At 55.0% G+C, this 24,602-nt stretch carries 18 protein-coding genes, 9 tRNA genes and 1 pseudogene; 6 read left to right on the forward strand and 22 right to left on the reverse strand.

Going from position 1 to position 24,602, the window contains the following annotated elements; translation table 11 throughout:
- Positions 1-107: 107 nt before the first annotated feature.
- The 4 genes from ACI7RC_RS05110 to ACI7RC_RS05125 all read right to left on the reverse strand — a co-directional run bounded on the left by ACI7RC_RS05110 (position 108) and on the right by ACI7RC_RS05125 (position 4,189).
- Positions 108-1,388 carry a peptidase gene (locus ACI7RC_RS05110; protein ID WP_408107160.1) on the reverse strand — a complete coding sequence of 427 codons (1,281 nt, stop codon included), beginning with the start codon at positions 1,386-1,388 and terminating at the stop codon, positions 108-110.
- 66 nt (positions 1,389-1,454) lie between these two features.
- A complete protein-coding gene (locus ACI7RC_RS05115; protein ID WP_408107161.1) occupies positions 1,455-2,132 on the reverse strand; it encodes a 3-oxoacid CoA-transferase subunit B in 678 nt (225 codons plus the stop codon).
- On the reverse strand, positions 2,114-2,812 hold the full coding sequence (locus ACI7RC_RS05120) for a 3-oxoacid CoA-transferase subunit A (RefSeq protein ID WP_408107162.1): 699 nt from the start codon (positions 2,810-2,812) through the stop codon (positions 2,114-2,116). The genes ACI7RC_RS05115 and ACI7RC_RS05120 overlap by 19 nt, the downstream gene beginning before the upstream one ends.
- 15 nt (positions 2,813-2,827) lie before the next feature.
- Positions 2,828-4,189 (reverse strand): aspartate aminotransferase family protein, encoded by a 1,362-nt coding sequence (locus tag ACI7RC_RS05125; protein WP_408107163.1) that lies wholly within the window; start codon positions 4,187-4,189, stop codon positions 2,828-2,830.
- A 148-nt stretch (positions 4,190-4,337) separates the two neighbouring features.
- Between ACI7RC_RS05125 and ACI7RC_RS05130 the strand changes: the two genes are divergently transcribed.
- A complete protein-coding gene (locus ACI7RC_RS05130) occupies positions 4,338-5,870 on the forward strand; it encodes a PucR family transcriptional regulator (RefSeq protein ID WP_408107164.1) in 1,533 nt (510 codons plus the stop codon).
- Here the strand turns inward: ACI7RC_RS05130 and ablB are convergent.
- Positions 5,867-6,700: a putative beta-lysine N-acetyltransferase gene (gene ablB / locus ACI7RC_RS05135; protein WP_408107165.1), complete on the reverse strand. Its 834-nt coding sequence runs from the start codon at positions 6,698-6,700 to the stop codon at positions 5,867-5,869. The two genes, ACI7RC_RS05130 and ablB, sit on opposite strands and share 4 nt — an antisense overlap.
- A gap of 337 nt (positions 6,701-7,037) precedes the next feature.
- Between ablB and ACI7RC_RS05140 the strand changes: the two genes are divergently transcribed.
- A complete protein-coding gene (locus ACI7RC_RS05140) occupies positions 7,038-7,775 on the forward strand; it encodes a glycerophosphodiester phosphodiesterase (protein ID WP_408107166.1) in 738 nt (245 codons plus the stop codon).
- Between the two features lie 42 nt (positions 7,776-7,817).
- Here ACI7RC_RS05140 and mnmL read toward each other — a convergent pair whose 3' ends face one another.
- From mnmL to ACI7RC_RS05165, 5 genes are all read right to left on the reverse strand, one after another.
- Positions 7,818-8,786 (reverse strand): tRNA modification radical SAM protein MnmL/YtqA, encoded by a 969-nt coding sequence (gene mnmL, locus ACI7RC_RS05145; protein ID WP_408107253.1) that lies wholly within the window; start codon positions 8,784-8,786, stop codon positions 7,818-7,820.
- Between the two features lie 116 nt (positions 8,787-8,902).
- Positions 8,903-10,141, reverse strand: coding sequence for a glycosyltransferase family 2 protein (locus tag ACI7RC_RS05150; RefSeq protein ID WP_408107167.1), 1,239 nt, complete (start codon positions 10,139-10,141; stop codon positions 8,903-8,905).
- A 311-nt stretch (positions 10,142-10,452) separates the two neighbouring features.
- A tRNA-Gly gene (locus tag ACI7RC_RS05155) sits at positions 10,453-10,526 on the reverse strand.
- A gap of 84 nt (positions 10,527-10,610) precedes the next feature.
- Positions 10,611-10,695, reverse strand: a tRNA-Leu gene (locus ACI7RC_RS05160).
- A 45-nt stretch (positions 10,696-10,740) separates the two neighbouring features.
- Positions 10,741-10,815: transfer RNA gene (locus tag ACI7RC_RS05165), tRNA-Arg, on the reverse strand.
- A 166-nt stretch (positions 10,816-10,981) separates the two neighbouring features.
- On the opposite strand from ACI7RC_RS05165, the pseudogene ACI7RC_RS05170 reads away from it, so the two are divergent.
- Together ACI7RC_RS05170 and ACI7RC_RS05175 are read left to right on the forward strand one after the other, a co-directional pair.
- Positions 10,982-12,014, forward strand: a pseudogene (locus ACI7RC_RS05170) (MerR family transcriptional regulator).
- An 81-nt stretch (positions 12,015-12,095) separates the two neighbouring features.
- Entirely contained in the window at positions 12,096-12,713 is a 618-nt protein-coding gene (locus ACI7RC_RS05175; protein ID WP_408107168.1) for a methyltransferase domain-containing protein, read from the forward strand.
- A gap of 49 nt (positions 12,714-12,762) precedes the next feature.
- On the opposite strand, the gene ACI7RC_RS05180 is transcribed toward ACI7RC_RS05175, so the two are convergent.
- Entirely contained in the window at positions 12,763-14,151 is a 1,389-nt protein-coding gene (locus ACI7RC_RS05180; RefSeq protein WP_408107169.1) for a YncE family protein, read from the reverse strand.
- A 269-nt stretch (positions 14,152-14,420) separates the two neighbouring features.
- Between ACI7RC_RS05180 and ACI7RC_RS05185 the strand changes: the two genes are divergently transcribed.
- Complete coding sequence (locus ACI7RC_RS05185; RefSeq protein ID WP_408107170.1) at positions 14,421-16,601, forward strand: anthranilate synthase component I; 2,181 nt, start codon at positions 14,421-14,423, stop codon at positions 16,599-16,601.
- A gap of 44 nt (positions 16,602-16,645) precedes the next feature.
- Here the strand turns inward: ACI7RC_RS05185 and ACI7RC_RS05190 are convergent, their stop codons facing one another.
- From ACI7RC_RS05190 to ACI7RC_RS05220, 7 genes are all read right to left on the reverse strand, one after another.
- On the reverse strand, positions 16,646-17,074 hold the full coding sequence (locus ACI7RC_RS05190) for an EamA family transporter (protein ID WP_408107171.1): 429 nt from the start codon (positions 17,072-17,074) through the stop codon (positions 16,646-16,648).
- Between the two features lie 175 nt (positions 17,075-17,249).
- Positions 17,250-17,326: transfer RNA gene (locus ACI7RC_RS05195), tRNA-Arg, on the reverse strand.
- An 8-nt stretch (positions 17,327-17,334) separates the two neighbouring features.
- Positions 17,335-17,408, reverse strand: a tRNA-Cys gene (locus ACI7RC_RS05200).
- 4 nt (positions 17,409-17,412) lie between these two features.
- Positions 17,413-17,488, reverse strand: a tRNA-His gene (locus tag ACI7RC_RS05205).
- A 26-nt stretch (positions 17,489-17,514) separates the two neighbouring features.
- Positions 17,515-17,588, reverse strand: a tRNA-Trp gene (locus ACI7RC_RS05210).
- A 1-nt stretch (position 17,589) separates the two neighbouring features.
- Positions 17,590-17,666, reverse strand: a tRNA-Met gene (locus tag ACI7RC_RS05215).
- 6 nt (positions 17,667-17,672) lie between these two features.
- Positions 17,673-17,763 (reverse strand) — tRNA-Ser (locus ACI7RC_RS05220).
- Positions 17,764-18,104: 341 nt separating this feature from the next.
- On the opposite strand from ACI7RC_RS05220, the gene ACI7RC_RS05225 reads away from it, so the two are divergent.
- Positions 18,105-18,911: an endonuclease/exonuclease/phosphatase family protein gene (locus tag ACI7RC_RS05225; protein ID WP_408107172.1), complete on the forward strand. Its 807-nt coding sequence runs from the start codon at positions 18,105-18,107 to the stop codon at positions 18,909-18,911.
- On the opposite strand, the gene ACI7RC_RS05230 is transcribed toward ACI7RC_RS05225, so the two are convergent.
- From ACI7RC_RS05230 to ACI7RC_RS05245, 4 genes are all read right to left on the reverse strand, one after another.
- Positions 18,871-20,352: an alkaline phosphatase family protein gene (locus ACI7RC_RS05230; RefSeq protein ID WP_408107173.1), complete on the reverse strand. Its 1,482-nt coding sequence runs from the start codon at positions 20,350-20,352 to the stop codon at positions 18,871-18,873. The two genes, ACI7RC_RS05225 and ACI7RC_RS05230, sit on opposite strands and share 41 nt — an antisense overlap.
- 116 nt (positions 20,353-20,468) lie before the next feature.
- Complete coding sequence (locus ACI7RC_RS05235) at positions 20,469-21,053, reverse strand: TetR/AcrR family transcriptional regulator (protein ID WP_408107174.1); 585 nt, start codon at positions 21,051-21,053, stop codon at positions 20,469-20,471.
- A gap of 20 nt (positions 21,054-21,073) precedes the next feature.
- Positions 21,074-22,582, reverse strand: coding sequence for a S41 family peptidase (locus ACI7RC_RS05240; protein WP_408107175.1), 1,509 nt, complete (start codon positions 22,580-22,582; stop codon positions 21,074-21,076).
- Positions 22,579-24,600, reverse strand: coding sequence for an S-layer homology domain-containing protein (locus ACI7RC_RS05245; RefSeq protein ID WP_408107176.1), 2,022 nt, complete (start codon positions 24,598-24,600; stop codon positions 22,579-22,581). Before ACI7RC_RS05245 ends, ACI7RC_RS05240 begins: the two co-directional genes overlap by 4 nt.
- Positions 24,601-24,602: the final 2 nt, after the last annotated feature.

Below are 24,602 nucleotides of genomic sequence, written 5' to 3' on the forward strand. Positions count from 1 at the left end.
TCACATTCTCCTCCATCTGAAAGGGGTTCTACGTATAACATTCTCCACTAAAGCGAACCTTCCTCCCGGAATATTCCGAAATATCCGTCAGGAGAATGCACTGTTGCTTACCGCGCGGCAGCTTCCTCGTCGATCCCGCACCACTCCAGCAGTGTCAGTGCGAAGATTTCGGCACACTGAAAGACGTTTTCGAGCGGAATGTACTCATTGGGATAGTGAGCAACCTTGGTCACGCCCGGCCCGATGACAATCGCCGGTGTGTCAGCCAGTTTGGTCAACAGGCCGCCGTCCGTCCCCCACGGCGAAGCTTCGATGACCGGCGATTCGCCCATGACGGCGGCATAGGTTTGCTTCAGCAAGGCCATCAAGGGATGGTCCTCCTCCACCGCTCCCGGGACCCAGCGGGCGCCAAACCATTCCAACTCGACAGGATTTTCGGCAAACCACGGATCTTCCTCTGCCAGCTGCTTCAACGCCTGCTCCATCTCTCGTTTTGCCTGCTCCATATCTTCTCCGGGAGCAACGCCCATCCTGCCCTCCAGCTTTACCAGGTCGGCCACCATCGAAGGCCACTTTCCGCCTTCGATGACGCCGATATTGATCGGGACGGGGATCGGCAATTTCTCGTAGAGCGGATCGGTGATGCGATCGTTGCGCTCCTTCTCCAGGCGGCCGACCGCCTGCACGACCTGCAGACTTTTTTCAATGGCGCTGACCCCTTCGTAGCGGGTGCCCCCGTGAGCCGCCCGCCCCTTTACCGTCAAGCGAAACCACATCGAGCCTTGCTGTTTGGGGAATATTTTCATGTTGCTTGGCTCGGGAACGATCGCGGCGTCTGCCTTGTAACCGCGCAGGATGGCCGCCAGCGTTCCGGCCCCGCCGCTCTCTTCTTCTACCACGCTCTGGTAGATAACATCTCCCTTAAGCCGGACGCCCAGCCCCTGCAAGACCTTGATCGCCAGCAGGGCAGCGAGGTTTCCGCCTTTCATGTCCGTCGCACCGCGGCCGTACAGTTTGCCGTCAATGATTTCCCCGCTGAACGGATCGTGATCCCACTGCGTCCTGTCGCCGGCGGGCACTACATCGACGTGCCCGTTGAGGATCATGGAACGGCCGCCGCCGCTCCCCTTCCAGACCCCTACTACATTGGGACTCTCTTCAAACGTGCTGCGCGGCGAGACAAAATACGGATGGCGGGTCAGTTCTTCTCCTTCCATGATCCAAAGGTCAACCTGCAGCCCCATGTCCGCTAGATAGGAGGAAATTTTTTCCTGAATAGATTTTTCGGCTCCTTGAACACTCGCCTCCCTGACCCATTCCTGCAGCAGGGCGGTCGCCTCTGACTGCTCCTTTTTGATTCTTTCCTTGATCTTCTCTTGCCAGTTCATCGCTACCCCTCCATTCTACATAGGAAAGTACCAGCTTCACCGAAAGGACTTCGATAGAAGCTCTCATTACCGGTATACGCCAACTTCACCGTCAAGCTTTAGTTCCGCTTCTGTAGCCCCGATCACGTCTCCGACCGTGTAGGGGTGCATCACTTCCAGCAGGTAGAGGCCGTCAGAACGCACCTGCATGACCGCCATATCGGTGATGATCAGGTTTGCGCTGGTTTTCGCGGTCAGCGGGAGGCTGCATTCGCGGACGATCTTGGACCGGCCGCTCTTGTCGAGATGCGTGGTCAACACCATCACCTTCTTTGCCTTCTGGGCCAGTTCCATCGCTCCGCCCATGCCCGGCACCCGCTTGCCGGGGACGATCCAGTTGGCGATGTCCCCCCGCTCGCTGACCTCCAGTGCGCCCAGGATGGTCATATCCAGCTTGCCGCGGCGGATGATCCCAAAGGCGGTGGTGCTGTCAAAAAACGAAGCGCCGCGGACGAGCGTCACGGGGAATCCGCCCGCATTGCACAGATTGGGATTCTCTTCGCCGGGGGCGGGACTTGGTCCTGTGCCAAGAATGCCGTTTTCCGCGTGGAACAAGACATGCTTTTCTTTCGGTATATAGTCCGCGACCAAGGTGGGAATGCCGATCCCCAGGTTGATGATCATCCCGTCGGCAACTTCCCGCGCAGCCCGCCTGGCAATGCGTTCGCGGTAGCTCTCCGCCTGTTTTACTTCTCCCATGCCCATCGCCAGTTCACCCCTTCGCTTTGCACGATCATATCGACGAATACACCCGGCGTCACGATCTCCTCCGGATCAAGCTCGCCTGTCTCGACGATCTCGTCTGCTTCCACAATGGTCAAATCCCCGGCCATCGCCACCAGTGGATTAAAGTTGCGGGCGCTCGTATCGTAGACGAGATTGCCCAGCCTGTCTGCACGCTTCGCGTGGACAATCGCCACCTCGGCTGTGAGCGGCGTCTCCAGCAGATAGGTTTTGCCGCCTACCGTCACCTTTTGCTTACCCTCTTCAGCGATCGTGCCGATGCCGATGTCGGAGAGGATGCCGCCCAGACCCACACCGCCTGCCCTGATGCGCTCTGCCAGGATCCCCTGCGGACAAAATTCCACATCCAGTTCCCCCGCGGTCATCTGCGCCCCGGCATTGGGATTGGAGCCGATATGGGAAGCAATGACCCGCTTTACCCTGCGTTCCGTCACCAATTTGCCCACCCCGATCTGCGGAAATGCCGTATCATTGCTGATCAGGGTGATGTCCTTCACGTTTTTGTCCAAGATCCCCTGGATCAGCGACGGGGGATTGCCCACGCCGCCAAAACCGCCCGCCATCAGCACCATTCCATCGTGAAAATGGCGCAGCGCCTCTTCGATCGGTACCACCTTGTCGAATGGATTCTCGTTACGCATGCTTGTGCCCTCCTGTTACAGCGATAACAGCCCTTCCTGTTTCAATTCCGTCTGGACATCCTCGATTGCCATTCGCAATACAGCCAACAACTCGTCAATCTGTTCCCGGTTGATCGTCAGCGGCGGGGAGATGATCACCGCGTCTCCGACACCGCCTTCGACCGCGCCGGATGCCGGATAGATCATCAGACCGCGCTCAAATGCCCGTCCGATGACGCGTCCCGCAATGCCGAGCGAAGGGGTGAACATCTCCTTCGTCCGCTTGTCCCGAACGAACTCCAGGCCGCACAGAAGTCCGAGACCGCGAGCGTCGCCGACTAACGGGTACTCCTCTGCCAGCTTCTGCAGCTCGGACAAGAGAAAAGCTCCTTGTGCCGCCGCGTTCCCGACCAGGTTGTGCTGTTCCAGGTAGCTGACGACAGCAAGTGAAACAGCGGCCGATTGAGGATTGGCACTGTAGGTATGGCCGGCCATGATCGAGGCGGAGCCGCGCTGAATCGTCTCGATGATTTCATCTGAGACCATCGCCGCCGCCATCGGCGTATAGCCTGCGCTCATGCCTTTGCCGAGCGCCATCAGATCGGGCACGACTCCCCAGTGGTCGATGCCGAAGTTTTTGCCCGTCCGGCCCATGCCCGTCATCACCTCATCGGCGATGAAGAGCACCTGGTACCTGTCGCAGATCTCCCGGATGCGCTGGAAGTACCCCGCCGGAGGAACGATCGCTCCGCCTGCCGCGCCAATCACCGGCTCTGCGATAAAGGCGGCGACATGCTCCGGGCCGACCCGCAGAATCGCCTGCTCCAGCTCATCGGCGCAGCGCAGCCCGTACTCCTCGGGCGTCAGATCGCCCCCATAGCGGTAGACGTAAGGTGTCGGCACGCTGGGATAGTCCTGCAGCAGCGGGACAAACCGCTTGCGGCGCAGCACGTGGCCGGACATCGAAAGCGCCCCCATGGTAATGCCGTGGTAGCTCATGAAGCGGGATATAATCCGATTCTTCCGCTCAAGCCCCTTTTCCTGCCAGTATTGAATCGCGATTTTTTGGGCGGTCTCTGTCGCCTCCGAACCGCTGCTGACGAAAAAGCTCCAATTGAGACTTCCGGGTGCCCAGGCCGCCAATTTTGCCGCCAGCGCTTCTACCGGTTCACTGCTGAAATGCGAGCGATAGGCAAAGGAAACCAGTCCGGCCTGCCGCTTCATCGCCTCTGCCACCTCCGGTACGGCATGGCCGATGCTTGCCGTCACCGCCCCGGAGCAACCGTCCAGATAGCGCTTTCCTGCGGCATCGTATAAATAGATCCCCTCACCGTGCGAGACGGTCGGGTACACCTTGCCCAAATCCGGCTTGATCACATAGCTTCTTCTCTCTCCCATAACCATCACCTCGATCGTGAATTCGTTTACTCACATGGTAGCTCAATGCAAGGAGATTGCCATTCGACCGGGTGGAAAAAAAAGCGTCTCAACAGACAAAATCTTTTATACATTTTGTATAATGAATCTAGGAAGGAGGCGGGTGCCGATGAGTATTACCATTCGTGAAGCGCTGCAGCTGCCGGACATGGTGCAGACGCGGCTCGTAGCCGGAGAATCGGGGCTGGACAATCAGATTCGCTGGGTGACGATCGTCGAAATCCTGGATGATACGACCCGCCTGCAAGCGGGAGAGTTTTTGATTACGACAGGTTTTGGCCTGGAGGAGGACCGAGAGAAACTGGAGCAGTTCATTCCCCGGCTGGCCAGGCGCGGTCTGAGCGGTGTGGCGATCCATACCGGTTTCTACCTGCGGGAGATTCCCCAGGCGCTGATCGAGACGGCCAACCGGCACGGCCTGCCGCTGATCGAAATTCCCGTAGAGTTAAATTTTTCCCATGTGACCAAGGCGATCCTGCAGCCGATCGTCAATCGACAATTCGAGACGCTCGCCTATTCACAGGCGATTCACGAACAGATGATTCGCATCTCGCTTTCAGGCGGAGGATTGGCGGCGATCGCCGGCGAGTTGGCCCGACTGACAAAAGGGAACGTCACCATCCGCGACGCCTTCGGCCATCAGTTCGCCGCCACGCCATCCAAATCGGAAAGCGTTGAGCCTGCTGAGGAGGTCTCGCTGCCGATCCAGACGGCGCGGGAGACGTACGGTACCGTCACGCTGTCCAAGCCCTGCCGCGAGTGGCAGGAACTGGACCAGATCGCGCTGCAGCACGCCAGTACACTGTGCGCTCTGGAATTCGTCAAAGAGCGTGCTGTCATCGAGGCCGAGTGGCGGATGCAGGGAGATTTTGCCGAAGAGATAATCAACGGCCGCTTTTCCCGGAGCCGCGACACTGAGACGCGCAGCCGGATGCTGGGGTACCCGCTGGCCGGCTGCCATCAGGTCGCAGCGCTGCAGGTCGGCGCTGCGGATCAGCTTGCCGAAGCGGCAGAGCAGCACCACAAACTGATTCGGTTCGTCAAGCGGCTCGCCGAGAATCACGGCGTCCCCTGCCTGCTGCGGGAGCGCAGCGCCCATCTGCTGATGATTCTGCCCAGCGGCAAAGCAAGCGACCGTCTGCTTGCCCAACTGCCGGCCCAATGGGCAAAGTCAGCCCCCGATTCCCCTTTGGCCGCAGCCGTTAGCAGCCCGCGCAGCGAGCTGGCCGAACTGGCAGAAGCCGCACAGGAGGCTGTCTACGCCCTGCAGGTGTACCCGCTCATCAAGCCCCAGGCTCCGGTGCTCCGCTATGCAGACATGGAGGGGTATCAATTTTTATTTCCGTTTCATCAGCAACAGGAGGCGCTGCGCAAGCTGTGGAGTCCGCTGCTGGATGAGCTGCTGGCATACGACAAACAGTACGGGCACCGCCTGCTGGATACCCTGCAGGTGTATCTGGAGGCCAACCTGAACGGGCTGCAGGCAGCGCAAACCCTCTACATTCACCGCCACACCTTAAAGTACCGGCTGCAGCAGATTGAAGCGAAAACCGGCAAATCGCTGGCGAATGCCGCCCAGCGCTGGCAGCTGCAGCTGGCATTGATGGCGTACCGCCTGCAGGTCATCCTGTTCAAAAGCTAGTCATGCGAAGGCCTCAGCGGTTTTACCCATATATTCATATCCTCGAACCCGGAGTAGATCGTACAATTGTTGATCAGCCTTCCGCGGTAGGCAAATCCGTGTTTGGCTGCCGTGATGTTCATGCCGTGCGACTGGGCCCGGGTCAAGGTATAGAGGTAGTAAATCCCTATCTGCTCCATTTTCGCTTCCAGTGTGTAAAACAGCGGCTGCAGCAGACCGCGTCCCAGGTGATCCGGATGGGTAGCGCAATCCGTGAATTCGACGGATCCGTATTCCGGACTCACCTCGGCTGAGGCGGCGCAGACGATCTTTCCGCCGCATTCGACGACTGTGTAGTGCGTATTCTCTTGCATCGTCTTGCGGACATAGGCGGGATCGTCCATCGGCGTCGGGTAAGTGGCAAACACAATCCCGTACAGCCGGGCCAGTTCTTCCGCGTCCGCCTCCACAGCTTCCCGCTGACGGTAACCATCTGGCAGTCCGCTCGCTGCAGCAGCGCCGGCCTTTGCCTTGGCCAGGCTTGCCTGCAGCACCTCCTCGGCCAAATCGGCGGCAGCCGAGACCGCTCGCTCCTCGCTGAGAAAGCGCGCCATCATGTACGCGTTTCTGCCCAAATCGAATCCGTCGATCCTCCCTTCCAACGTGTATCCGAGCGACTGCAGCTTCTCCACATCTGCCTTGGCGGCGTAGACGATGCATTTGGTCAAGCGTTCGGCCAGAGCAATCCGCTCCATCTCGGCGTGAAGCGCGTCCAGGCCTTCTGGCCGATAGCGCAGCAATTTGACCCGTTTGTTCTGCTTGTCGACGATCAGGTGATGTTGATCCGGCATGCCTCTTCCCCCTCTTTGCGGGTATGGTTCTACTCCCATTGTAGCGCTTTTTTCCGGCACGTCATTCTCCACAGTGTACAAAACCCTCCTGATAGGCATTCGCCTTTTTTTGCCCCGCTGCATACAAATAAACAAACGCCCAAAGGAGGTTGACGGGACATGGAGCAGGGTTGTTCAGGCGACCATTTTCTCACCGTACTTGTCCTGTTTGTGCTGCTGGTCATCGTACTGAAACTGCAAAAATAACAGCAGCCGCTCATCCCTCCTACCAAGCTGTTCAGTTGGGGATGCCGGGCGCATATCTATGGAAATAACGGGAAAAAAGGAGGAAGCTCACGTGAAGCCTCTTATCTACGCCCACCGGGGTGCCTCCGGACGCTATCCAGAAAATACATTTGACGCCTTTCACGCCGCTCTGCGGCACGGGGCAGACGGCATCGAGCTGGACGTACAGCTCAGCTCCGATCACGAGGTCGTCGTCATCCACGATGTAAAAGTTAACAGGACCACCAACGGCACGGGACTGGTTCAAAATCATACCTGGAAGGAACTGCGGCAGCTAAGCGCCGGCGGGTGGTTTCATCCACGCTTTCAGGGCGCCCGCATTCCCAGCCTGCATGAAGTGTTTGCCTTTGCCAAGCCGACTAGCCTTCGCTTGATTCTGGAGATGAAAAACTTGCTCGTACCCCAACCCGGCTTGGAGGACAAAGTACTGGAGCTGATCGACCTGTACAAGCTGGAGAAACGCGTGACGATCTCTTCCTTTAATTACAACAGCCTTGGCGAGATCAAGCGGAAGAACCGGAAGATCCAAACGGCACTGCTCTACATCGGGAAGCTGAAAGACCCCTGGGAAGTAGCCGAACAATACCAAACCGAGCAGCTTCATGCACCCGCCGAAGGGATCGACCCGGCTTTTTTGGATCAGGCCCATCGGCGCAAACTGTCTGTCATTGCCTGGACCGTTAACGATCCTTCGGCAATCAAGCGTCTTGCCTCCTGGAATATAGACGGTCTTATCACCAACTACCCCCGTAGGGCACGAAAACTGATCGACGCAAAAAAAGAACCCTAGGCAGGCGGGTTCTCATTTTGTTGCGTATATTGGAATTTATCCCTAATATTTATAAATTTTCCCTTGCCAGGTATTCCGCCTTGCCATCTCTGCATGGATGCCGTTCAGGACCTCCCACTTTTTCCGGCTCCACATCGGTCCGATCAACAAATCTGCCGGACCGTCCCCTGTGATGCGGTGAACGATCATCTCGGGCGGCAGGATTTCCAGGGTGTCGACGACCAGCTTCGTGTACTCCTCCCGAGACAGAAATTGCAGCAAGCCTTGTTCATACTGCTTGACCATCGGCGTGTTGCGCAGCAAGTGGAGCAGGTGAATTTTGATTCCCTGTACATCCAGGCGGGCGACAGCCTGCGCCGTCTCCATCATCTCTTCGTGCGTTTCGCCGGGCAGACCATATATGATATGGGAGCAGACCCGGATGTTGTGCTTCCGCAGCTTCTCCACCCCATCGAGGTAGCACTGGTAATCATGCCCCCTGTTGATCAGCTGCTGGGTATGCTCGTGGATGGTCTGCAAGCCCAACTCAACCCACAGATAGGTGCGCTCATTCAACTCCGCGAGGTACTCGACCACGTCGTCAGGCAGGCAATCGGGACGGGTCGCGATCGACAGTCCGACCACGCCGTCCTGCTGCAGGATCAACTCGAACATGTCACGCAGTTCCCCGACAGGCCCGTAGGTGTTGCTAAAGGCCTGAAAGTAGCCGATGTATTTAGCCGATGGCCACTTTTCATGCATCCGGTCCTTCACCTCTGCAAACTGCTTCTCCAGGGTCATCCGCCGCTCTCCGGCAAAATCACCCGAACCGCGAGCACTGCAAAAGGTGCAGCCGCCGACCGCCGCCTTTCCATCGCGGTTGGGGCAGGTAAAGCCGCCGTCAAGCGAGACTTTGAAGACTTTCTCGCCAAAAAGCTGGCGCAGGTGGTAATTCCATGTATGATATCGCTTATCCCCCCACAAGCGGGGCGCGCTGTTCATCTGTCCGGCATGCTCGGCTGCTTGATGCATCATTGTTTCCCCCTTCCTAACATACGATGCCGATCCCTTTACTATAACAGATCAGAAATCCCCAAGAAAAGGGACCACGGTCAATCCGTGGTCCCGGCGAAATATATGGAGTCTCTTCACTGCATTTCTTCGATACGTATCGCCCGTGTATGACTGGTATGGCTCCACACCTGGTTCTTCTTTGTAAAGAAAGCGTAAAAGAAGATCGGCAGCCATGTCAGGAAAAAGAACGGCAGCAGCAGCAGGCCCAGATAACCCTTCAGCGGTACCTTATCCAGGTACAGCGCCACGAACGGCAGCAGGTATATGAGCGCTGTCGTGCCGTAAAGCAGCCATGACGGCAACAGGTGGGTGTAACTGAACATTGTTGCCCCAGTATCGAAAAAACGGGCTAAAAACAGGACAGACATCATCGTCATGATCAAGACGTACATCGGCTGGAACAGGTAGAAGGCTGCATCCAGCATGCCGAGCCGTCCCGCCTTGATGGCGTTCTTCAGCATCGAGCCGATGTAACGGCCCGCCACGTCGTAATGACCCTGCATCCAGCGCAGCCGTTGGCGCATGGATGAACGCAGGTCGATCGGCTTTTCGTCATACACCTTCGTATCGTGGGCCCAAGTGGGGTAAATCCCCCTTTCGATGCAGCGGGTGGCAAACTCCAGGTCCTCGGTCAGACTGGTTGCGCCCCACCCCATCTCCTTCAGCAAATTGCTCTCAATGCACAACCCCGTGCCGCCAAGCGTATTGGGCAGACCGAGATTGTGTCGGGCCAGCTGCCACATTCTGTTGGTAAACCAGTATGTAACAGCATAAGAAAGCGTAATCCAGGAGTCGAACGGATTTTTTGAATCCAGGTAGGCCTGGACGACCCGCGCTCCTTTGCAAAGTCGATCATTCATTACCATCAAAAAGTTTTTCTCAACCAGGTTGTCAGCATCAAACATGACGACTGCATCGTATTGCTTTGGCATCGCCCAGAGGTTTTCCAACATCCATTCAATACCAAAACCCTTGCCGCGCTTAGAACTGTCAAAGCGCTCGCAGGCAATCGCCCCGTGTTCCCTGGCCAACTCCGCCGTATTGTCGGTGCAGTTGTCGCAAATCACAAAGATGTCGTACATGTCACGCGGATAATCAAGTTTTTTCAGATTCTCGATCAATGGCGCAATGACTGCACTTTCGTTGTGTGCGGCAATCAGCACGGCGAAGGTTTTTTGTGGTTTGTGCGTAACAGCCTCTTTTTTTCTGAACAAACCACCACAGGAGACTAGTGTCTGATAGGTGCTGATCACCCCTACTGCCGAAGTAAATCCGATGAATAACCCCTCAATTGATTCCTTCCATGCACTCATCGTTTCTTCTCCTCGACCTACCCGATATCTACCTGGGATAGGTTAATGGTTTTTTATTTTTTTCTCTCTCTCTGCTACACAGGCTCTTAAGTGCGAGTGTACTACCGTACCCCTTTCTTTTGCAATCGTACTAAAGTGGCAAAAACTATCTTTTTTTGCAGTTTTCTCCTATAGGATATGAGTTTCTCGCAAAAGCATGCCTGTTTTCTTTTTTTCTTGTCCCTATCACCTTTCCCACGTTCTGATGGTTCTATACGGCACATAAGGGACAAAAAAAAGCCTTCTTTTAAGAAAGGCTGCTCCATGCTGATTGGAGCGGGTGATGGGAATCGAACCCACGCTGTCGGCTTGGGAAGCCGAAGTTCTACCATTGAACTACACCCGCACTTTCATTCTAGTAGGCACTTGCATCGTACAACGATTGCCGCGCCATTGTCAATCAGACTATTTATTCATGCCATTAGCACTATGGTGCGGTCGGCGAGACTCGAACTCGCACGGGTCGCCCCGCCACCCCCTCAAGATGGTGTGTCTGCCAATTCCACCACGACCGCGTATGAAACCCCGAAATGCTTCCGGTCTATACTTCGGGGAAAAAATGGCGAGCCTACCAGGACTCGAACCTGGGCACCTGGCTCCGGAGGCCAGTGCTCTATCCGCTGAGCTATAGGCCCATGCTTGTTTGTCTCAGCACTGTGACAGTAATGAAGTATACACCGTTGTCACATCAGAGTCAATAGGAAATTTGGAGAAAAAAACAGGAAAAAGAATCCCATCCTTTACCTTAACGCAGGGGAAAGGTTTACACTACAAAAGGAGGGATGTCTCAGATGAAAATTCATGAAAATCAAGGAAGTCTCAGATAGATTAGGAATATCCCCACGTGCCATTCGTTTTTACGAGGAAAATGGGCTGATCGTACCAGTTAAACAGGAGAACAACTACCGCGTCTACACGGAAAATGACATCTGGCGCCTGCAGACGATCATTTCCCTTCGCGAAGTCGGCATGGGTATCAAGGAAATTCGCAGCGCACTGCAGCAGATTGACGAAGGGGACAATAACGAACTTCGTCACTATCTCGAGCTGCAGCGGGCCGCCGTCTTTTCCCAATGGCTTGAATTAAAACAAATCATCGAAACGACTGACCGCATGATCGAGCTGTTAGACCAAAGCCAATCGCTCGTATTGGATGACGTTTTCCGGCTGGCCGAAGGGTCGAAAAGACTGCGTGAACTTCGCAAAAATTGGTACGATCGATGGAATTTTGACTGTCAGGCGAGCATGTTTAACGATTTGGTGAAAGAAGATTACGACCAGGCACTCGATTTGACGGTAGCGTGGATCACGCCGGAAGCAGGGGAACAAGGTCTGGACATCGGAATTGGCACAGGCAATCTCGCCGGAAAATTCCAGGAACGCGGAATCAAAATGGCCGGCCTCGACCAGTCAAAGGAAATGTTAAAACAATGTCAGCGCAAGTATCCCGAGATTCCGACCAAAATTCGGAAACTTCCTCGCCCTTCCCTATATGGACGGAACGTTTGATTTTATCGTCACCAGTTATGCCTTCCATCATCTTACAGACGAAGAAAAACTGCTTGCTCTGGAAGAGATGCGCCGGGTGCTAAAACCCCACGGGCGCATCTGTATCACCGATTTGATGTTTACTGACAGACACAAACGAGCCGATTATTTGCGAAAGCTGGCAGCCGAAAATAAAGCGGCGGAAATCCGTCAGATCGAGGACAAGTATTACTCTGACCGCTCTCGGCTGCTCTCTTGGTTTGAAGCGCACGGATACATTACAAAACAAAGGCAGCTCAACGACTTGCTTCACATCGTCCTTGCGGTGCCGATTCGAAAAACATAGAAAAACCGCTTGACCTTGCCGCAGCGTACCACCTTACGATACAGCTGTTATATCATCCAACGCACATGGGAGGAATCTTCAATGGACAAAGCGCAGCTGCAAAAGCTTTACCTGCAGGAGGAGTACTACTGGGGAGTGGAACCCAGCCGTCTGGCGGAAAAAATCTTGGATACCATACCCGAAGACCGTCGGAAAAACATGAAAATCGTCGACCTGGGTGCTGGCGAAGGGCGTGACAGCGTATTTCTTGCCCGGGCCGGGTTCGAACTGATTGCCGTTGATATCGCACCGGCGGGATTGGCCAAAGCAGAGAGATTGGCAGCCAAACAAAATACGGGGATCAAGACAGTCGAAGCGGATATCAACGATTTCGCATGGAAGGAGCCTGTTGACCTCGTCTATTCGATCGGTGCCCTCCAGTACATCGAGCCGCAAAATCGAAGCCGCCAATTTTCCCGCTTTAAGGAGAGGACGCTGCCCGGGGGACTGCACGTACTGTTCGCATTTGTCGATCATCCTGACGTCGACCTTCCCCCGGATTGGGGAAAGAACGAGTATCTGTACAAGAGAACAGAATTGCAGGGCTATTACGCTGACTGGGACATCATCGAACAAGAGGAAGTCGTCTTTGATTGCAACTCCAGCAATATCCCCCATAGACACGCTGCCAGCACGATCATCGCCCGTAAGCCTGTCTAGGGACACAAGCCCATATGCCGCCCCGCTCACTGAAGGGGGCGGCTGTCTTTCATCGAACCAGCGGTACGACATCCATAAACCAGCGACTTGACTCCCGACGGGCGACGACCTGTGCGGCTTTCAGATCAACCACGTTCCACTGCTCTTTGTCTGCCTCTGTCCGCTGCGTAGTGTAGACATGCCTGCTGTCCGGGGAAAAACCTGCCACATACACGACGCTGTCTGGCTCCAACAGGGCGAGCTGCTTAACCCGTTCTGCGTCGTACACATATAACCCGGATCCGCTGGGCTCTTGGTACGGACGGCCGAGCTCCTGCTGGCGAGTCGCTCCGGTGAGCAGCAGATATTTTCCATCCGGCGTCAAATGGACGTCGTCAGCCGGAACCGCCAGACGCTGTACCTCGGTTGCATCAGACGTTGCGATTACCCTAAGACCTAGCGGCGTCTCGCTCATTTGGACCACACCGTTCTCCTGATTGTGAAGCTCCCTTCGCACCCCGGTTACATAGAGGAAGCCGCCATCGGCACTAAGTGCCGCCCTCATGTCCGTTCCTTCGACCAGCTTTGCCTGTGCGGCAGGGATCAACCAGCCAAACAGCTTGCCGAAAACAGAACGTGCCGGTCGAATCTCTGCCTGTTTTTCAATACCAAACGTATCCAAATTGACGACGGTCAACTTCTCTTCTCCGGCGTGTGCGATGTACAGCTTCTTCCTTTGCAGATCCCAGGCCAAGCCCGGACTCAGAGAATGGAAGATCGAATCGCTCCCCTCCTGGATGTTACCGGCTTGAATTCCGTCCAATGTAAGCTGGGCCCTTACCCGGTTTGTTTTCAGATCGACAGAGAAGAGATCCGGAGCTTTAAACGGCTGCACTTGGCGGTTGTCCCACTCGCCGTATACAGTCATTTCCCTCCCGCCGGGCATCAAGCGTATCTGGGTCGGGATAAACGACTCCGGAAAGTCGACGATCGCAGACGCCTGCTTTGTTGCGAGGTCATAGCGGAAGAGCTGAAATACCGGCGGGTAGCTTCGGCTGACAGGATCAAGCCAGTACAGCTGGCTGCCGTCTTCGCTAAAGCACAACTGGTTTGCTTCCTTCAGGGAAATTCCGTCCGCTTTTGTCTCCTGCCACGTGGTCGTGTTTATTAGATGAAGCTCCCCGTCTTCCTCTGCCTCTCCGGTCGGCCAAACGGCGAAAGCCAGCTGTTTGCCGTCCCGACTTGCCGCGTAATTGTAATGATGGCCCAAACGAAGTGCGGTATCCCCCGGAAGATTCTGCAAGGTAACCGGGTCGATCGGACTAGCCTGAAGCTGTTCTCCGCTATCGTCAACGAGCAGCAGCGAAGCGGGTTGAAATGTCTGGCCGCCTCCAGGCTGTGGCAGGACCGCAGCCTGCTGCGAACACCCGCCGATCAGCACCAGCAATGACAAAGACAAAAAAACACTTCTTTTCAGCATGTGACCATACTCACCCCTTTGTCAGTACAGAGCATTCAGACTATAGATGCAGAAGGGGACGAAAACGTTACAGATGAATAAATGCTTGGAGAATATTCGGGCAGTATGTTATAGTTTTGGGTAGCACAGAAGAGATGAGTCAGGTTGGTTGAGTTGAGTAGAGCAAAGTAGAGAAAAAAGAATATGTTTTCCCATGCTTTTCTCAATTTTTCCCCCTGTTCTCCTCTGAGAAAAGGAGGAATGAAAAGATGAGTATTTTAGCTTCGTTGCAAATCAGCCCCGAAACCACCCACCTTAGCACCCCTTCCGGCATCCAGGTTACGAGAACGATTACCCCTGTTGATGGAAGCGCGTCAATCGACACACTGTTGCAAAAAATCGACAAAAATAAGGGGGCCGTTTTCTCCAGCAAAATGGATTTCCCCGGCCGCTACTCCCGTTGGGATGTCGGTTTTGTCAACCCGCTGCTGGAATTAAAATCTTTCGGTAAAAAATTCCAATTGCAAGCCCTTCAAAATCGCGGCTGCGTCGTGCTGGCAGCCATCGCCAACCATTTGGCGGAACACGAACTGGTGTCCGTTGACCACAAAGACAGCCGGTCCTTCTCGGGGACGATTCTTTCCGGTCAGACCGAAGCGTTTCACGAGGAAGAAAGAACCCTGCAGCCTTCGATTTTTTCGCTCATTCGCACGATAAAAGAGCTGTTCTCTACGGATACGGATCCGTTTCTCGGTTTGTACGGCGCTTTTGGCTACGATCTGGTTTTTCAGTTTGAGCCAATGGAACTGCAGCACGAGCGGGATCCGGAGCTTTCCGATCTCATCCTGTATTTCCCGGACCAATTGACGATCATCGACCATCAGCTCTCTTGTTCGTACCGATTGTCTTATGATTTTTCCTACGGGGGCCGGTCCACGGCTGACATTCCCCATCAGGAAGTGTTCTCCGAGGCCGCAGCAAGCTCGGTTTCGGCCCGTGACCCTTACCAAAAGGGCAGATACGCCAAGCTGGTGGAAACCGCAGTCGAATCCTTTAAAGTAGGCGATTTGTTTGAGGTGGTGCCGTCGCATACCTTCGTCAGAGACTGTCCAGGTACGCCATCCGCCCTGTTTACCAGGCTGATGGAGATCAATCCCAGCCCCTACGGTTTTTTCATCAATCTGGGCAGCGAATACCTCGTAGGATCCTCTCCGGAAATGTACGTCCGGGTGACGGGAAACAAGGTGGAAACCTGTCCAATCTCCGGGACGATCAGGAGGGGTGCCGACCCGATTGAAGATGCCGACCGGATCAAGGAATTGCTCAACTCTGCCAAGGATGAATCAGAGCTGACCATGTGTACCGACGTCGACCGCAACGACAAGTCCCGGATCTGCATTCCTGGCTCGGTGAAGGTGATCGGCAGAAGGCAGATCGAGCTCTATTCCCATCTGATCCACACCGTTGACCACATCGAGGGAACGTTGGATCCCAAGTTCGACGCCCTGGACGCTTTCATGACCCATATGTGGGCCGTGACCGTCACGGGTGCCCCGAAACGATCGGCTATCAAATGGATCGAGCAGCACGAGGATTCCCCACGGAGATGGTATGGCGGCGCTGTCGGCTTTTACAGCTTTGACGGCAATTTGAATACCGGTTTGACCTTGCGGACGATCCGCATCAAAAATGGCATCGCGGAAATCCGGGTAGGTGCCACCCTGCTGTACGATTCGATCCCGGAAGATGAGGAAGAAGAAACCTTGACCAAGGCCGGGGCGCTGTTTAAAGCTCTGGAACCAGGAGGAGCCGCAGGGGTCGCCGATCGGAAGCAGCCAAAAGACGCCGGAGAAGGGCTTAACATCCTGTTCGTCGACCACGAAGATTCTTTCGTTCACACGCTGGCCAACTACTTTAAGCAGTTTGGCGCAAAGGTATCGATTCTGCGCTCTGAATTCGCCAGAGAGCGGCTGCGCTCTGATGTAGACTTCGACCTTGTGCTGCTGTCGCCCGGCCCCGGCCGCCCCGGTGACTTCAAGCTCAGCGAGACGATTCAGCTGTGCCTGGAAAAAAACATTCCCATTTTTGGCGTCTGTCTGGGGCTGCAGGGGATGATTGAATATTTTGGCGGCACGCTTGATGTTCTGCCCTACCCGTATCACGGAAAGGTTTCCGTGATCGACACCGCAGAGCAGAGCTTCCTGTGGGAAGGGATCGCCGGTCCGATCGCCGTCGGCAGATACCATTCCCTGCATGCGCAGCAAGTGCCGGATTGCTTTGCCGTCACAGCCAAGACCTCGGACGACGTGGTGATGGCCATCGAGCACAAATCCCTTCCGGTATGGGCCGTACAGTTTCACCCGGAATCGATCATGAGCGCCCGCAATGAAGCGGGAATGACAATGATCCGAAACGTGCTGAACAAAATTAGGCAAAAATCACAGCCATAACGTACAAACCGCGGGGCCACTTTACTTCGAGTGACCCCGCGGTTTTATTTGAGCGCTACCAAAATCGTTCCCGCGACAATCAGCACGACGCCGGCCGCATTCACCCAGGATATCTTCTCTCCAAGAAAGAGCAGCGCCAGCACAACGGCGATGACGACGCTCAACTTGTCGACCGGGCCAACCTGTGAAACATTTCCGTACTTTAGCGCTAAAAAGTAAAACAGCCACGACAACGCTCCGGCAACCCCGCTGAACAGAACAAACGATAATGCCTTCGTCTGGGAGAAAAGTTCCGCCATTTGCGAAAATTTCCCTTGAACGGCAACGACTCCCACCAGAAAGAGAGCCATGATAATCGACCGTACTGCCGTTGCGGAATTAGCGTCGATGTCTTTCAGGCCGATTTTTCCAAAGACGGCGACCAAGGCGGCCGTGACTGCGGATAGCAAAGCGTAAACCAGCCATAAAGGCAATTCCATTACCCCCTTGCGCTGCATTTTTCTTCAGGAAAAAGCGCTCGCGCTCTCTGATATGACTCTATGTAATGGGTCAAGCAGTCTAGGACTCTATTAAGTATACAACTTTTTGGCCAGATCAAAACAAAAAAGCCGCCATTGCATGCGCAAGGTGACTTAGCGTGTTTCCGTATGGCGTCCCAGGAGGGATTCGAACCCCCGGCACACGGCTTAGAAGGCCGTTGCTCTATCCAGCTGAGCTACTGGGACATGACTGTTGGAGGGAGTACCCGGATTTGAACCGGGGATGAGGGTTTTGCAGACCCGTGCCTTACCACTTGGCTATACTCCCAATATGGGGCGATCGATGGGACTCGAACCCACGAATGCCGGAGCCACAATCCGGTGCGTTAACCCCTTCGCCACGACCGCCATGATGATAGAATGGTGAAATATTCTGGCAGGGGCAGTAGGAATCGAACCCACACCAAAGGTTTTGGAGACCTTCGTTCTACCTTTAAACTATGCCCCTATGGTAGCGGCGGAGGGGATCGAACCCCCGACCTTTCGGGTATGAACCGAACGCTCTAGCCAGCTGAGCTACACCGCCGTAATATGGCGGAGAGTGAGGGATTCGAACCCTCGCTACGCTTACGCATACTAACGGTTTAGCAAACCGTCCCCTTCGGCCTCTTGGGTAACTCTCCGCAATGTACACCTTCAAAACCAGATAGAATTTTCCTGCAGCCATTCAGCTGCTAAATTCTACCTCTTTTTCAAGGTGCATCTGTCATGCCGAAATTCCGTTATTCGCCGGAGCGACATTTACTAATATAGCATAGCCTATGAAGTATTGCAAGAGGTAAATCGTGAAAATTTCCCTTGCNCAATGTACACCTTCAAAACCAGATAGAATTTTCCTGCAGCCATTCAGCTGCTAAATTCTACCTCTTTTTCAAGGTGCATCTGTCATGCCGAAATTCCGTTATTCGCCGGAGCGACATTTACTAATATAGCATAGCCTATGAAGTATTGCAAGAGGTAAATCGTGAAAATTTCCCTTGCCATTCTACTAAATATACCGGGGGCGGGCTGGCGCATACTAACAGGCAAGAAGCCGGCGCGGACGATGCGGACTTGTCCGTGCCGCAGAAAGGATGACGTTCTCATGCTGCGCATCGTCAGCTACAACATTCACAGCGGCAAGGACCTGTTTTGGCGGAATCGGCTCGCAGAAATGGCGAGTCTCCTCGCCTCCCTGAACGCCGATATCATCGCCTTGCAGGAAGTGCACCAAAATACCCGCTTCGGCTACCAGGCGGAATACCTGGCTGAGCAGCTATCCCTGGACTACGCCTTCGGACCCGCCCTGCAAATCGCCGGCGGCTCCTACGGGAATGCCCTGTTGACCCGGCTGCCGCTGCTTCGGGCTGCTACCCTGCAGCTGCCCGCCCTTAGGGAACCGCGCAGTTTATTGAAGACAACGCTCCTCTGGCAAAACACGGAACTGTCATTTTGGGTCGTCCACTCCAGCTTGCGGCGAAAATGCCGGCACCTGCAGGCCGACATCATCAAACAGGAAATTCACCGGGAAGCAAGTCAGCATCCCTTGATCATCTCCGGCGACTTCAATACCCAAACCCCCTTGATTCCCGCAGCGCTGCAGGACTGCGCCAGGGAAAGAGCGCTTCACATGCTTCCCACCTTGTTGACGATTCGGCGCAGGTACGATTTTGTCTTCGCTTCCTCCGCCTGGCAGGTATGTGATTACGAAGTGCTCCGGGCCAACCTCTCCGACCATTACCCGATCCTAGTCACACTACAGTTGTATGCAGCGCCAGCTCCTGAAGGATAAACGCCTTAACATCAACGATACGGGCGGGATGCGTCATAGGGCGGGATGCCCCGGCGATCAGCAGCGGGACGAGCGAGTCCCGTTTGTGCAGGGAGCCGTGACTGCCCCCGCCCAAATGGGTAGGCGAGCATTCGGACAGAAACTCAAATCCGGGTGCAGCCGTCACCACAACAACCTGGTCAGTTTGGGAGAACAGCGCGCCGTACAGGCGTGACATCACATCCGGGTAATCGCCGTAATCTACGCCTCCACCGAAGCTCTCCTTCAGGTCGAGCACTTGCCAATCCCCCTGGATCGTCCACTCTCCCTGGTAGCAATCCCGCTTGTCTCCCCCTTTGCGAAACGAGAGCGTCCGCTCTGTCCCCCCTCGCCTTACCCTTACCCACTCCGTTTCTTTCCAGGCGATCAGGTCGATCCGCTCGTCCCCTGCCACGGCTTCGACCAGCTTCGGCAGGACGCCTTCCTGAACAGGATACAGGTAGCTCATTCGCTCGTTGTTGCAGATGACCACTTCCACGTCCTCCTCAACAGAGTCGCCCAACTTGAGAATGCAAAAGCCGCTCAGCAGTTCTTCAAGCGGAATGTTGTGCTCCGGCGCGGACCCGATCACCGTCTGCCCGTGATCGCTGACAAAGATAAAGATGTTTTGTTCCAACGCCTGTTCCCAGGAATCGAAGGTGTCAAGGAAGCGGACAATCTGCTCATCAACTTGCGACAGGTGCTCGACAGCCAAATGCGGTGTCTTATGCAGCTTGTGATCGTTATCGGGCAGGTAGATCAGCGTAAAATCGGGCTGCTTCCCCGACTTTACCACTTCGATCAGGACGTCAATCGCGTGAGGGTCGTTCAGGCCGTAGGAGGCGATCAGCGATTGCGACCAGTTCCATGTGACCGGCCGAAAGATCGCCGGCTTCACCAATGTGCCAAGGCTGAGAATGGTCGGCCCGCTCACCTTCTCTCTCATGCGAAAGCCCATCGCCGCATCAAGCAGGAAGGGCAGTTCCACTCTGTGTTGTTTGTGTCCGCGGTGTGCGATCACGTTGATCGATCCGGAAGTTCGTCCGTTTTCCTCGAGCTCCTCGTGTATGGTCTTCACGTCCTTGCTCAAATGGTGCTCGTTCAGGTCGAACAGCACGTTCCTCGCACAGTGCTCCATCCCGGTCTGAAACACCGGCCGTACCCCGTTCAAATAGTTGATGATCTTTTTTTCGACCGGATCGTACCAGATTAACCCTGGCACCTTGTGTTTATCCGGATATACGCCGGTAATCAGCGAGCAGTCAATCGAAGCCGTCATCGTCGGAAAGACAGTTACGCAGTCATTGATGTACTGCCCCCGTTCCATAAAAAAACGAAAGGCCGGCGCTTTTTGTTCGGCCACACTTTGTTCCAAGACATCTGGCATCATCGAATCGATCAGGAAAAGGAGTACTTTTTTCATGGCCTGCCTTCCTTTTTACGTTTTTTGCCGGTTTGATTAGTTTTGGCAATCTGGTGACTTCTATACAAAAACACTCGCCTCCGCAAAACGGAAGCGAGCGCAAACGAAAACCCTGTTCACTTTTCCAGATTGTTGACGAATAGATCCGTGACGTAGTCGGCAGCCGCATCAAACCGGGTAGGCTGCTCCGACGGTTCAAGCGCCCAGCGCATGAGCAGACCCGAAAAGGTGGAAACCAGCAGCAGGCTGTGCAGCCACAGACAGGTTCCCGGTTTCAACCGTCCTTCCTCCTCGGCAAGCAGAAACTGCTTGTGGATGTAATCCACCCGCTCCTCGTCGACCTGCTGCATATACGACTGCAATTCGGGATACACAAACGTAAGCGCCCAGATCTCCCGGTGAATCCGGTCTGCGATCAGTACTTGAAAGCTGTTTTTGATCATCTGCCGGATGCGCTCCAAGGGATCGGGAATGCTCTCGTTAGCCTTGATCAGTTCGATCGTCGTCTTTTGGTGAAAGCGAATGGCAACGCGGACGAGAAGCTCTTCCTTGTTTTTGAAATACCAGTAAAAAGAGCCCTTGCTCACACTCAATTGTTCGCATAGTTTCTCGATGTGGACGCCGACTACTCCTTGTTCGTTGATCAAACTGGTGGTTGCTGCAATGAATGCATCAAACAGTTCGGGTCTCGCTTTCGGCATATTCTTGCTGCTCCTCCTGTCTAGTTGTTAACCCATGTTAGTGTCGTCCCTTTTCCCTGCTTTGTTACCGTCCATTTGCCGCCGGCCTGCTTCGCTTGTTCAAGTGGCACGTATTCTTCGCCTGCCTGCTGCCCAGGGCGATTGGCCAGGCTGTCGGCTACAGCTGCGCGGATGGCACCCCCTTTAAACAGCGGTGCCGTTGTCAAAAAAGTGATGCCGTTTATCTTCACCTCGCCGACGTCCTCTTCGGCGATCACAAAATGCTCGACGTTTAGTGAACGAAGCGCCCGGATCACTTGGGCCAGGTCGTCCGCCTCTTCGATGTCGGGCGAGAGCCCCTTGTGATTGACCACTTCGTGATTCGGCGTGAAGTACTCATGCAGGGTGATTTTCAGCGCATCCCCGCCCGGCAGCGGCACTACCTGTTGGGCGCTGCCTTTGCCAAAAGTCCTCGTTCCGACCAGCGTGGCAACCTTATGATCCCTCAGCGCTCCGGAAAGCAGTTCGGAGGCAGAAGCGGTTTGCCCGTTGACCAGGATGCGGACGGGAAAGGAGACCTTCTCGCCGTTGCGGACCCAATTGGCTATTTCGATTCCATTGCGATTCGTCGTGTACATCAAAATGCCGTCATCGATAAAGAGGCTGGCGACATCGCGGGCCGAACTGATGAGACCGCCGCCGTTGTCCCGCAAATCGACGATCAATCCTTTCAGATTGCGGCTGCCGGCAATCAAGCTGGCCAACTCATCGCGAAATTCAAGGGCCGCCTCGGATCCGAAAGTAGACAGTCCGATGTAGCCGATATCCCCGTCAAATCGGGCACTAACTGCTTCCTGCGTATAGAAAAATGCCCGCGCGACGGAAAAAGATATGGTTTTCTTCAATGACGGCCGGTACACAGTCAAAATTGATGTGCTGCCTTCTTCGCCGCTGAGCATCCAGTAGATCTCTTCCAGGTTTTTGCCCTTTACGGGGGCGCCGTCGACCGCAAACAGATAATCCCCTGGCAGGACGCCGGCCGCTTCAGCCGGAGAGCCTTCCAGCACCTGTGCAATCAACGTCACGCCGTTTTGCGTGCGCAGATAGATGCCAAAACCAACCGACTCATTCTCGACAGCCCCTTGAAACCGCCGCAATTCGTCTTCCGTAAAGAGAACGGTATGCGGATCCTGCAGGGTATCGATCATCCCCTGTACCGCCCAGCGGTTCAACGGTTTCCAATTGAGATTTTCCTGTTCCTGCCACTGCTTCAGGCGACTGGTCAACTTCTCAAGCGTGTCATCGGCAGGATTGACAGGGTACTCCCGCTGATCGAGCCGCTTGATCTCGCTGCTTACTTTTTTCAAGGCTCCCTGTGCCAATTGTTTGGCAGCAGGCTTCTCCACATGGTTATCCAGCAAATATTGAAATACCTGCTGTGTCTCCAGTAAAGGGGACATTTTTTCATCGGCGGCATAGGCCCCGGTACTGGCACAGAGCAGCACAAATGCGAGTATCGATGCCAAAAGGGTTTTCATTCTTGCGTTCATCTCGCTACGGACACCCCTTTCACCACATCAGCCGGGATCGCAACCGAGGCAGCTTCCGTCGGCTCATAGCGCTCGCTGCCCACATAGGGGACAAACTGCTCTTCATCATAGATCTCCTCGACGTGCCAGACACGCTGAACCGGCATTCCGGAATGACGATCGATATAGTATTTTGATACAAAATAGGGAATGTTTGTTATCTTGCCGCTGCTGCTGGTCACCTCTTTTGCCTTGGCGAGCAGCGCCTCCGCTTCGATCCACTCCGTTATCACGTCGTAATCGCCGATAGACTGAACGAAGTACCGCGCCTTCAGGCGGGAAAGCCGGTCCGTCGGTTTGATGCTCTCCACCCATTCATGCAGGTAGTCGAAAGAATTTTGTTCCTGTTTCACCCATTTTTCCGAGTCAAAATCGCGAGAATACAGCATCTTTTTACCAAGGTCTGCATATGTCTCCAGCTTTTGCAGAACCAGTTTGTCGGGGGCGTAGTAATAACCCGTCGTGTGGGCAGTCTTGTTTTTTTGGTCGACTTGCTGGGTGTATTTGAACAGGTATCCGTCTACAAGCGCTTCTCCTGCCGCCTTGTAGCCATCCCGTCCGTTCAGCAGGTCGTACGCCTGCTCCAACTGCATGGCGGCGTTTTTTTGTGCATCCAGCGAGGCGAATTCCGCTTCGTAAAGGCGCTGCCATTTTTTCATGTCCTCGTCATTGGAGCGGTTTGCTGCCGTCTTCAGCAACTCCTTGGCTTCCTCTGTCCGGCCGCTGTCTGCCAGGTAGTACAGTGCGTTCTGCAAGGCCGTCCGGTCTTCGGACGCCGCCGCCTTATACCTGTCGATCGCCTTGTCCACATCCCCGGCCTTGACGTCGAATGCGGCCAGGTACAGCGAGAGCACCCCTGCCTCCATCCCCTCCTTGGGCAGGCGGTTGTGGAAAGTCAGCAGGCGTTCCCGAACCCGATCAAACACCCCTGGGTTGTCGTGTTCCAGCATCAAGGAAATATCGTAGACGTTGACGACCAGCAGGTTAAACAATTCCTTGTCGGACATATTATCCGCAAGATAGGCGTTCAACGCCGAAAACGCATGTTCCAGGTTTTCTTCATAGGAGGAAAAGTAATCCCAGCTGAGGTAGTAGTAGACGCCGGTCCTGTTGCTGTAACCGGACTGGGCCAATTTGCGCAGCTGGTCGAAAGTGGTCTCGTCATCATACCCCTCGCTGATCGCATCGACCGCCTCCAGATAGGCCTTATCGTCGGCCGAACGGGATTGCCCGTCATACGTGCGAAACAGCGGAAACGGGTCCTCGATCTCCCCGATCTGCGGGAACCTCGTGCCGTCGAGATCGAGCAGCGGCAGTACCGATTGGGATGTCATATAGGTTTTGACCTGTTCGGCAAGCAGGGCTGCCTCTCCCCGTTTTACCGGAGCGTCAGCCTCCCCTGTCAGCCAGCCCTTCGACTCCATCTCCCGCAAGGCCTCGGTCTTCCTTCCCGCCGAGCTGCCTGCCGCAAAGATCTGCAGCAATTCGGCCGCCTCCCGATGGGTGATCACAGCCTGCGGTTGAAACTGCTCGCCGGCAAACAGCTGATGAAAACTGCCCGGCCCGTACAAGCGGTCGTAGACGAGGGAGATTTCCAACACCGGATCGTACAGCCAGGACAGCCGGCTGACATCCCGGTAGGGCAGGTACGGCTCGTCAAACCCTTCGCCCCACCCGTTTCGTTCATCCCCGCTCATCAACGTGAGCGGGAACAGCAGCTGCTCAGAACGGACATAAAGGCGATCCAGCAGTGCGATAAATTCACCGCGGGTCATTCCCCGATCCGGTTCAAACGCCTTGCCGTCGCCCACTCCTGCCAGCAGCCCGTCCTCGTAGCTTTGGACAATCGCCTCTTTTGCCCAGTGCTGCTCTATATCGTTGAAGGGAAGTGCCTCATCCGTGCTTTGTGCGGCTGCAAATGAGGGAACAGCCAACAAGCCGGCCAAAAACAAAGCTGATAATTTCCAAGGTTTCACCATAC

The sequence above is a fragment of the Brevibacillus sp. B_LB10_24 genome (assembly GCF_046036945.1).
Taxonomy (GTDB): domain Bacteria; phylum Bacillota; class Bacilli; order Brevibacillales; family Brevibacillaceae; genus Brevibacillus_C.

What these genes read in the sequence shown, in the direction of transcription:
- ACI7RC_RS05110 (WP_408107160.1), bottom strand. Translation starts at nt 1,388, where the DNA reads ATGAACTGGCAAGAGAAGATCAAGGAAAGAATCAAAAAGGAGCAGTCA.
- ACI7RC_RS05115 (WP_408107161.1), bottom strand. Translation starts at nt 2,132, where the DNA reads ATGGGCATGGGAGAAGTAAAACAGGCGGAGAGCTACCGCGAACGCATT.
- ACI7RC_RS05120 (WP_408107162.1), bottom strand. Translation starts at nt 2,812, where the DNA reads ATGCGTAACGAGAATCCATTCGACAAGGTGGTACCGATCGAAGAGGCG.
- ACI7RC_RS05125 (WP_408107163.1), bottom strand. Translation starts at nt 4,189, where the DNA reads ATGGGAGAGAGAAGAAGCTATGTGATCAAGCCGGATTTGGGCAAGGTG.
- ACI7RC_RS05130 (WP_408107164.1), top strand. Translation starts at nt 4,338, where the DNA reads ATGAGTATTACCATTCGTGAAGCGCTGCAGCTGCCGGACATGGTGCAG.
- ablB (WP_408107165.1), bottom strand. Translation starts at nt 6,700, where the DNA reads ATGCCGGATCAACATCACCTGATCGTCGACAAGCAGAACAAACGGGTC.
- mnmL (WP_408107253.1), bottom strand. Translation starts at nt 8,786, where the DNA reads ATGCATCAAGCAGCCGAGCATGCCGGACAGATGAACAGCGCGCCCCGC.
- ACI7RC_RS05150 (WP_408107167.1), bottom strand. Translation starts at nt 10,141, where the DNA reads ATGAGTGCATGGAAGGAATCAATTGAGGGGTTATTCATCGGATTTACT.
- ACI7RC_RS05175 (WP_408107168.1), top strand. Translation starts at nt 12,096, where the DNA reads ATGGACAAAGCGCAGCTGCAAAAGCTTTACCTGCAGGAGGAGTACTAC.
- ACI7RC_RS05185 (WP_408107170.1), top strand. Translation starts at nt 14,421, where the DNA reads ATGAGTATTTTAGCTTCGTTGCAAATCAGCCCCGAAACCACCCACCTT.
- ACI7RC_RS05230 (WP_408107173.1), bottom strand. Translation starts at nt 20,352, where the DNA reads ATGAAAAAAGTACTCCTTTTCCTGATCGATTCGATGATGCCAGATGTC.
- ACI7RC_RS05235 (WP_408107174.1), bottom strand. Translation starts at nt 21,053, where the DNA reads ATGCCGAAAGCGAGACCCGAACTGTTTGATGCATTCATTGCAGCAACC.
- ACI7RC_RS05240 (WP_408107175.1), bottom strand. Translation starts at nt 22,582, where the DNA reads ATGAACGCAAGAATGAAAACCCTTTTGGCATCGATACTCGCATTTGTG.
- ACI7RC_RS05245 (WP_408107176.1), bottom strand. Translation starts at nt 24,600, where the DNA reads ATGGTGAAACCTTGGAAATTATCAGCTTTGTTTTTGGCCGGCTTGTTG.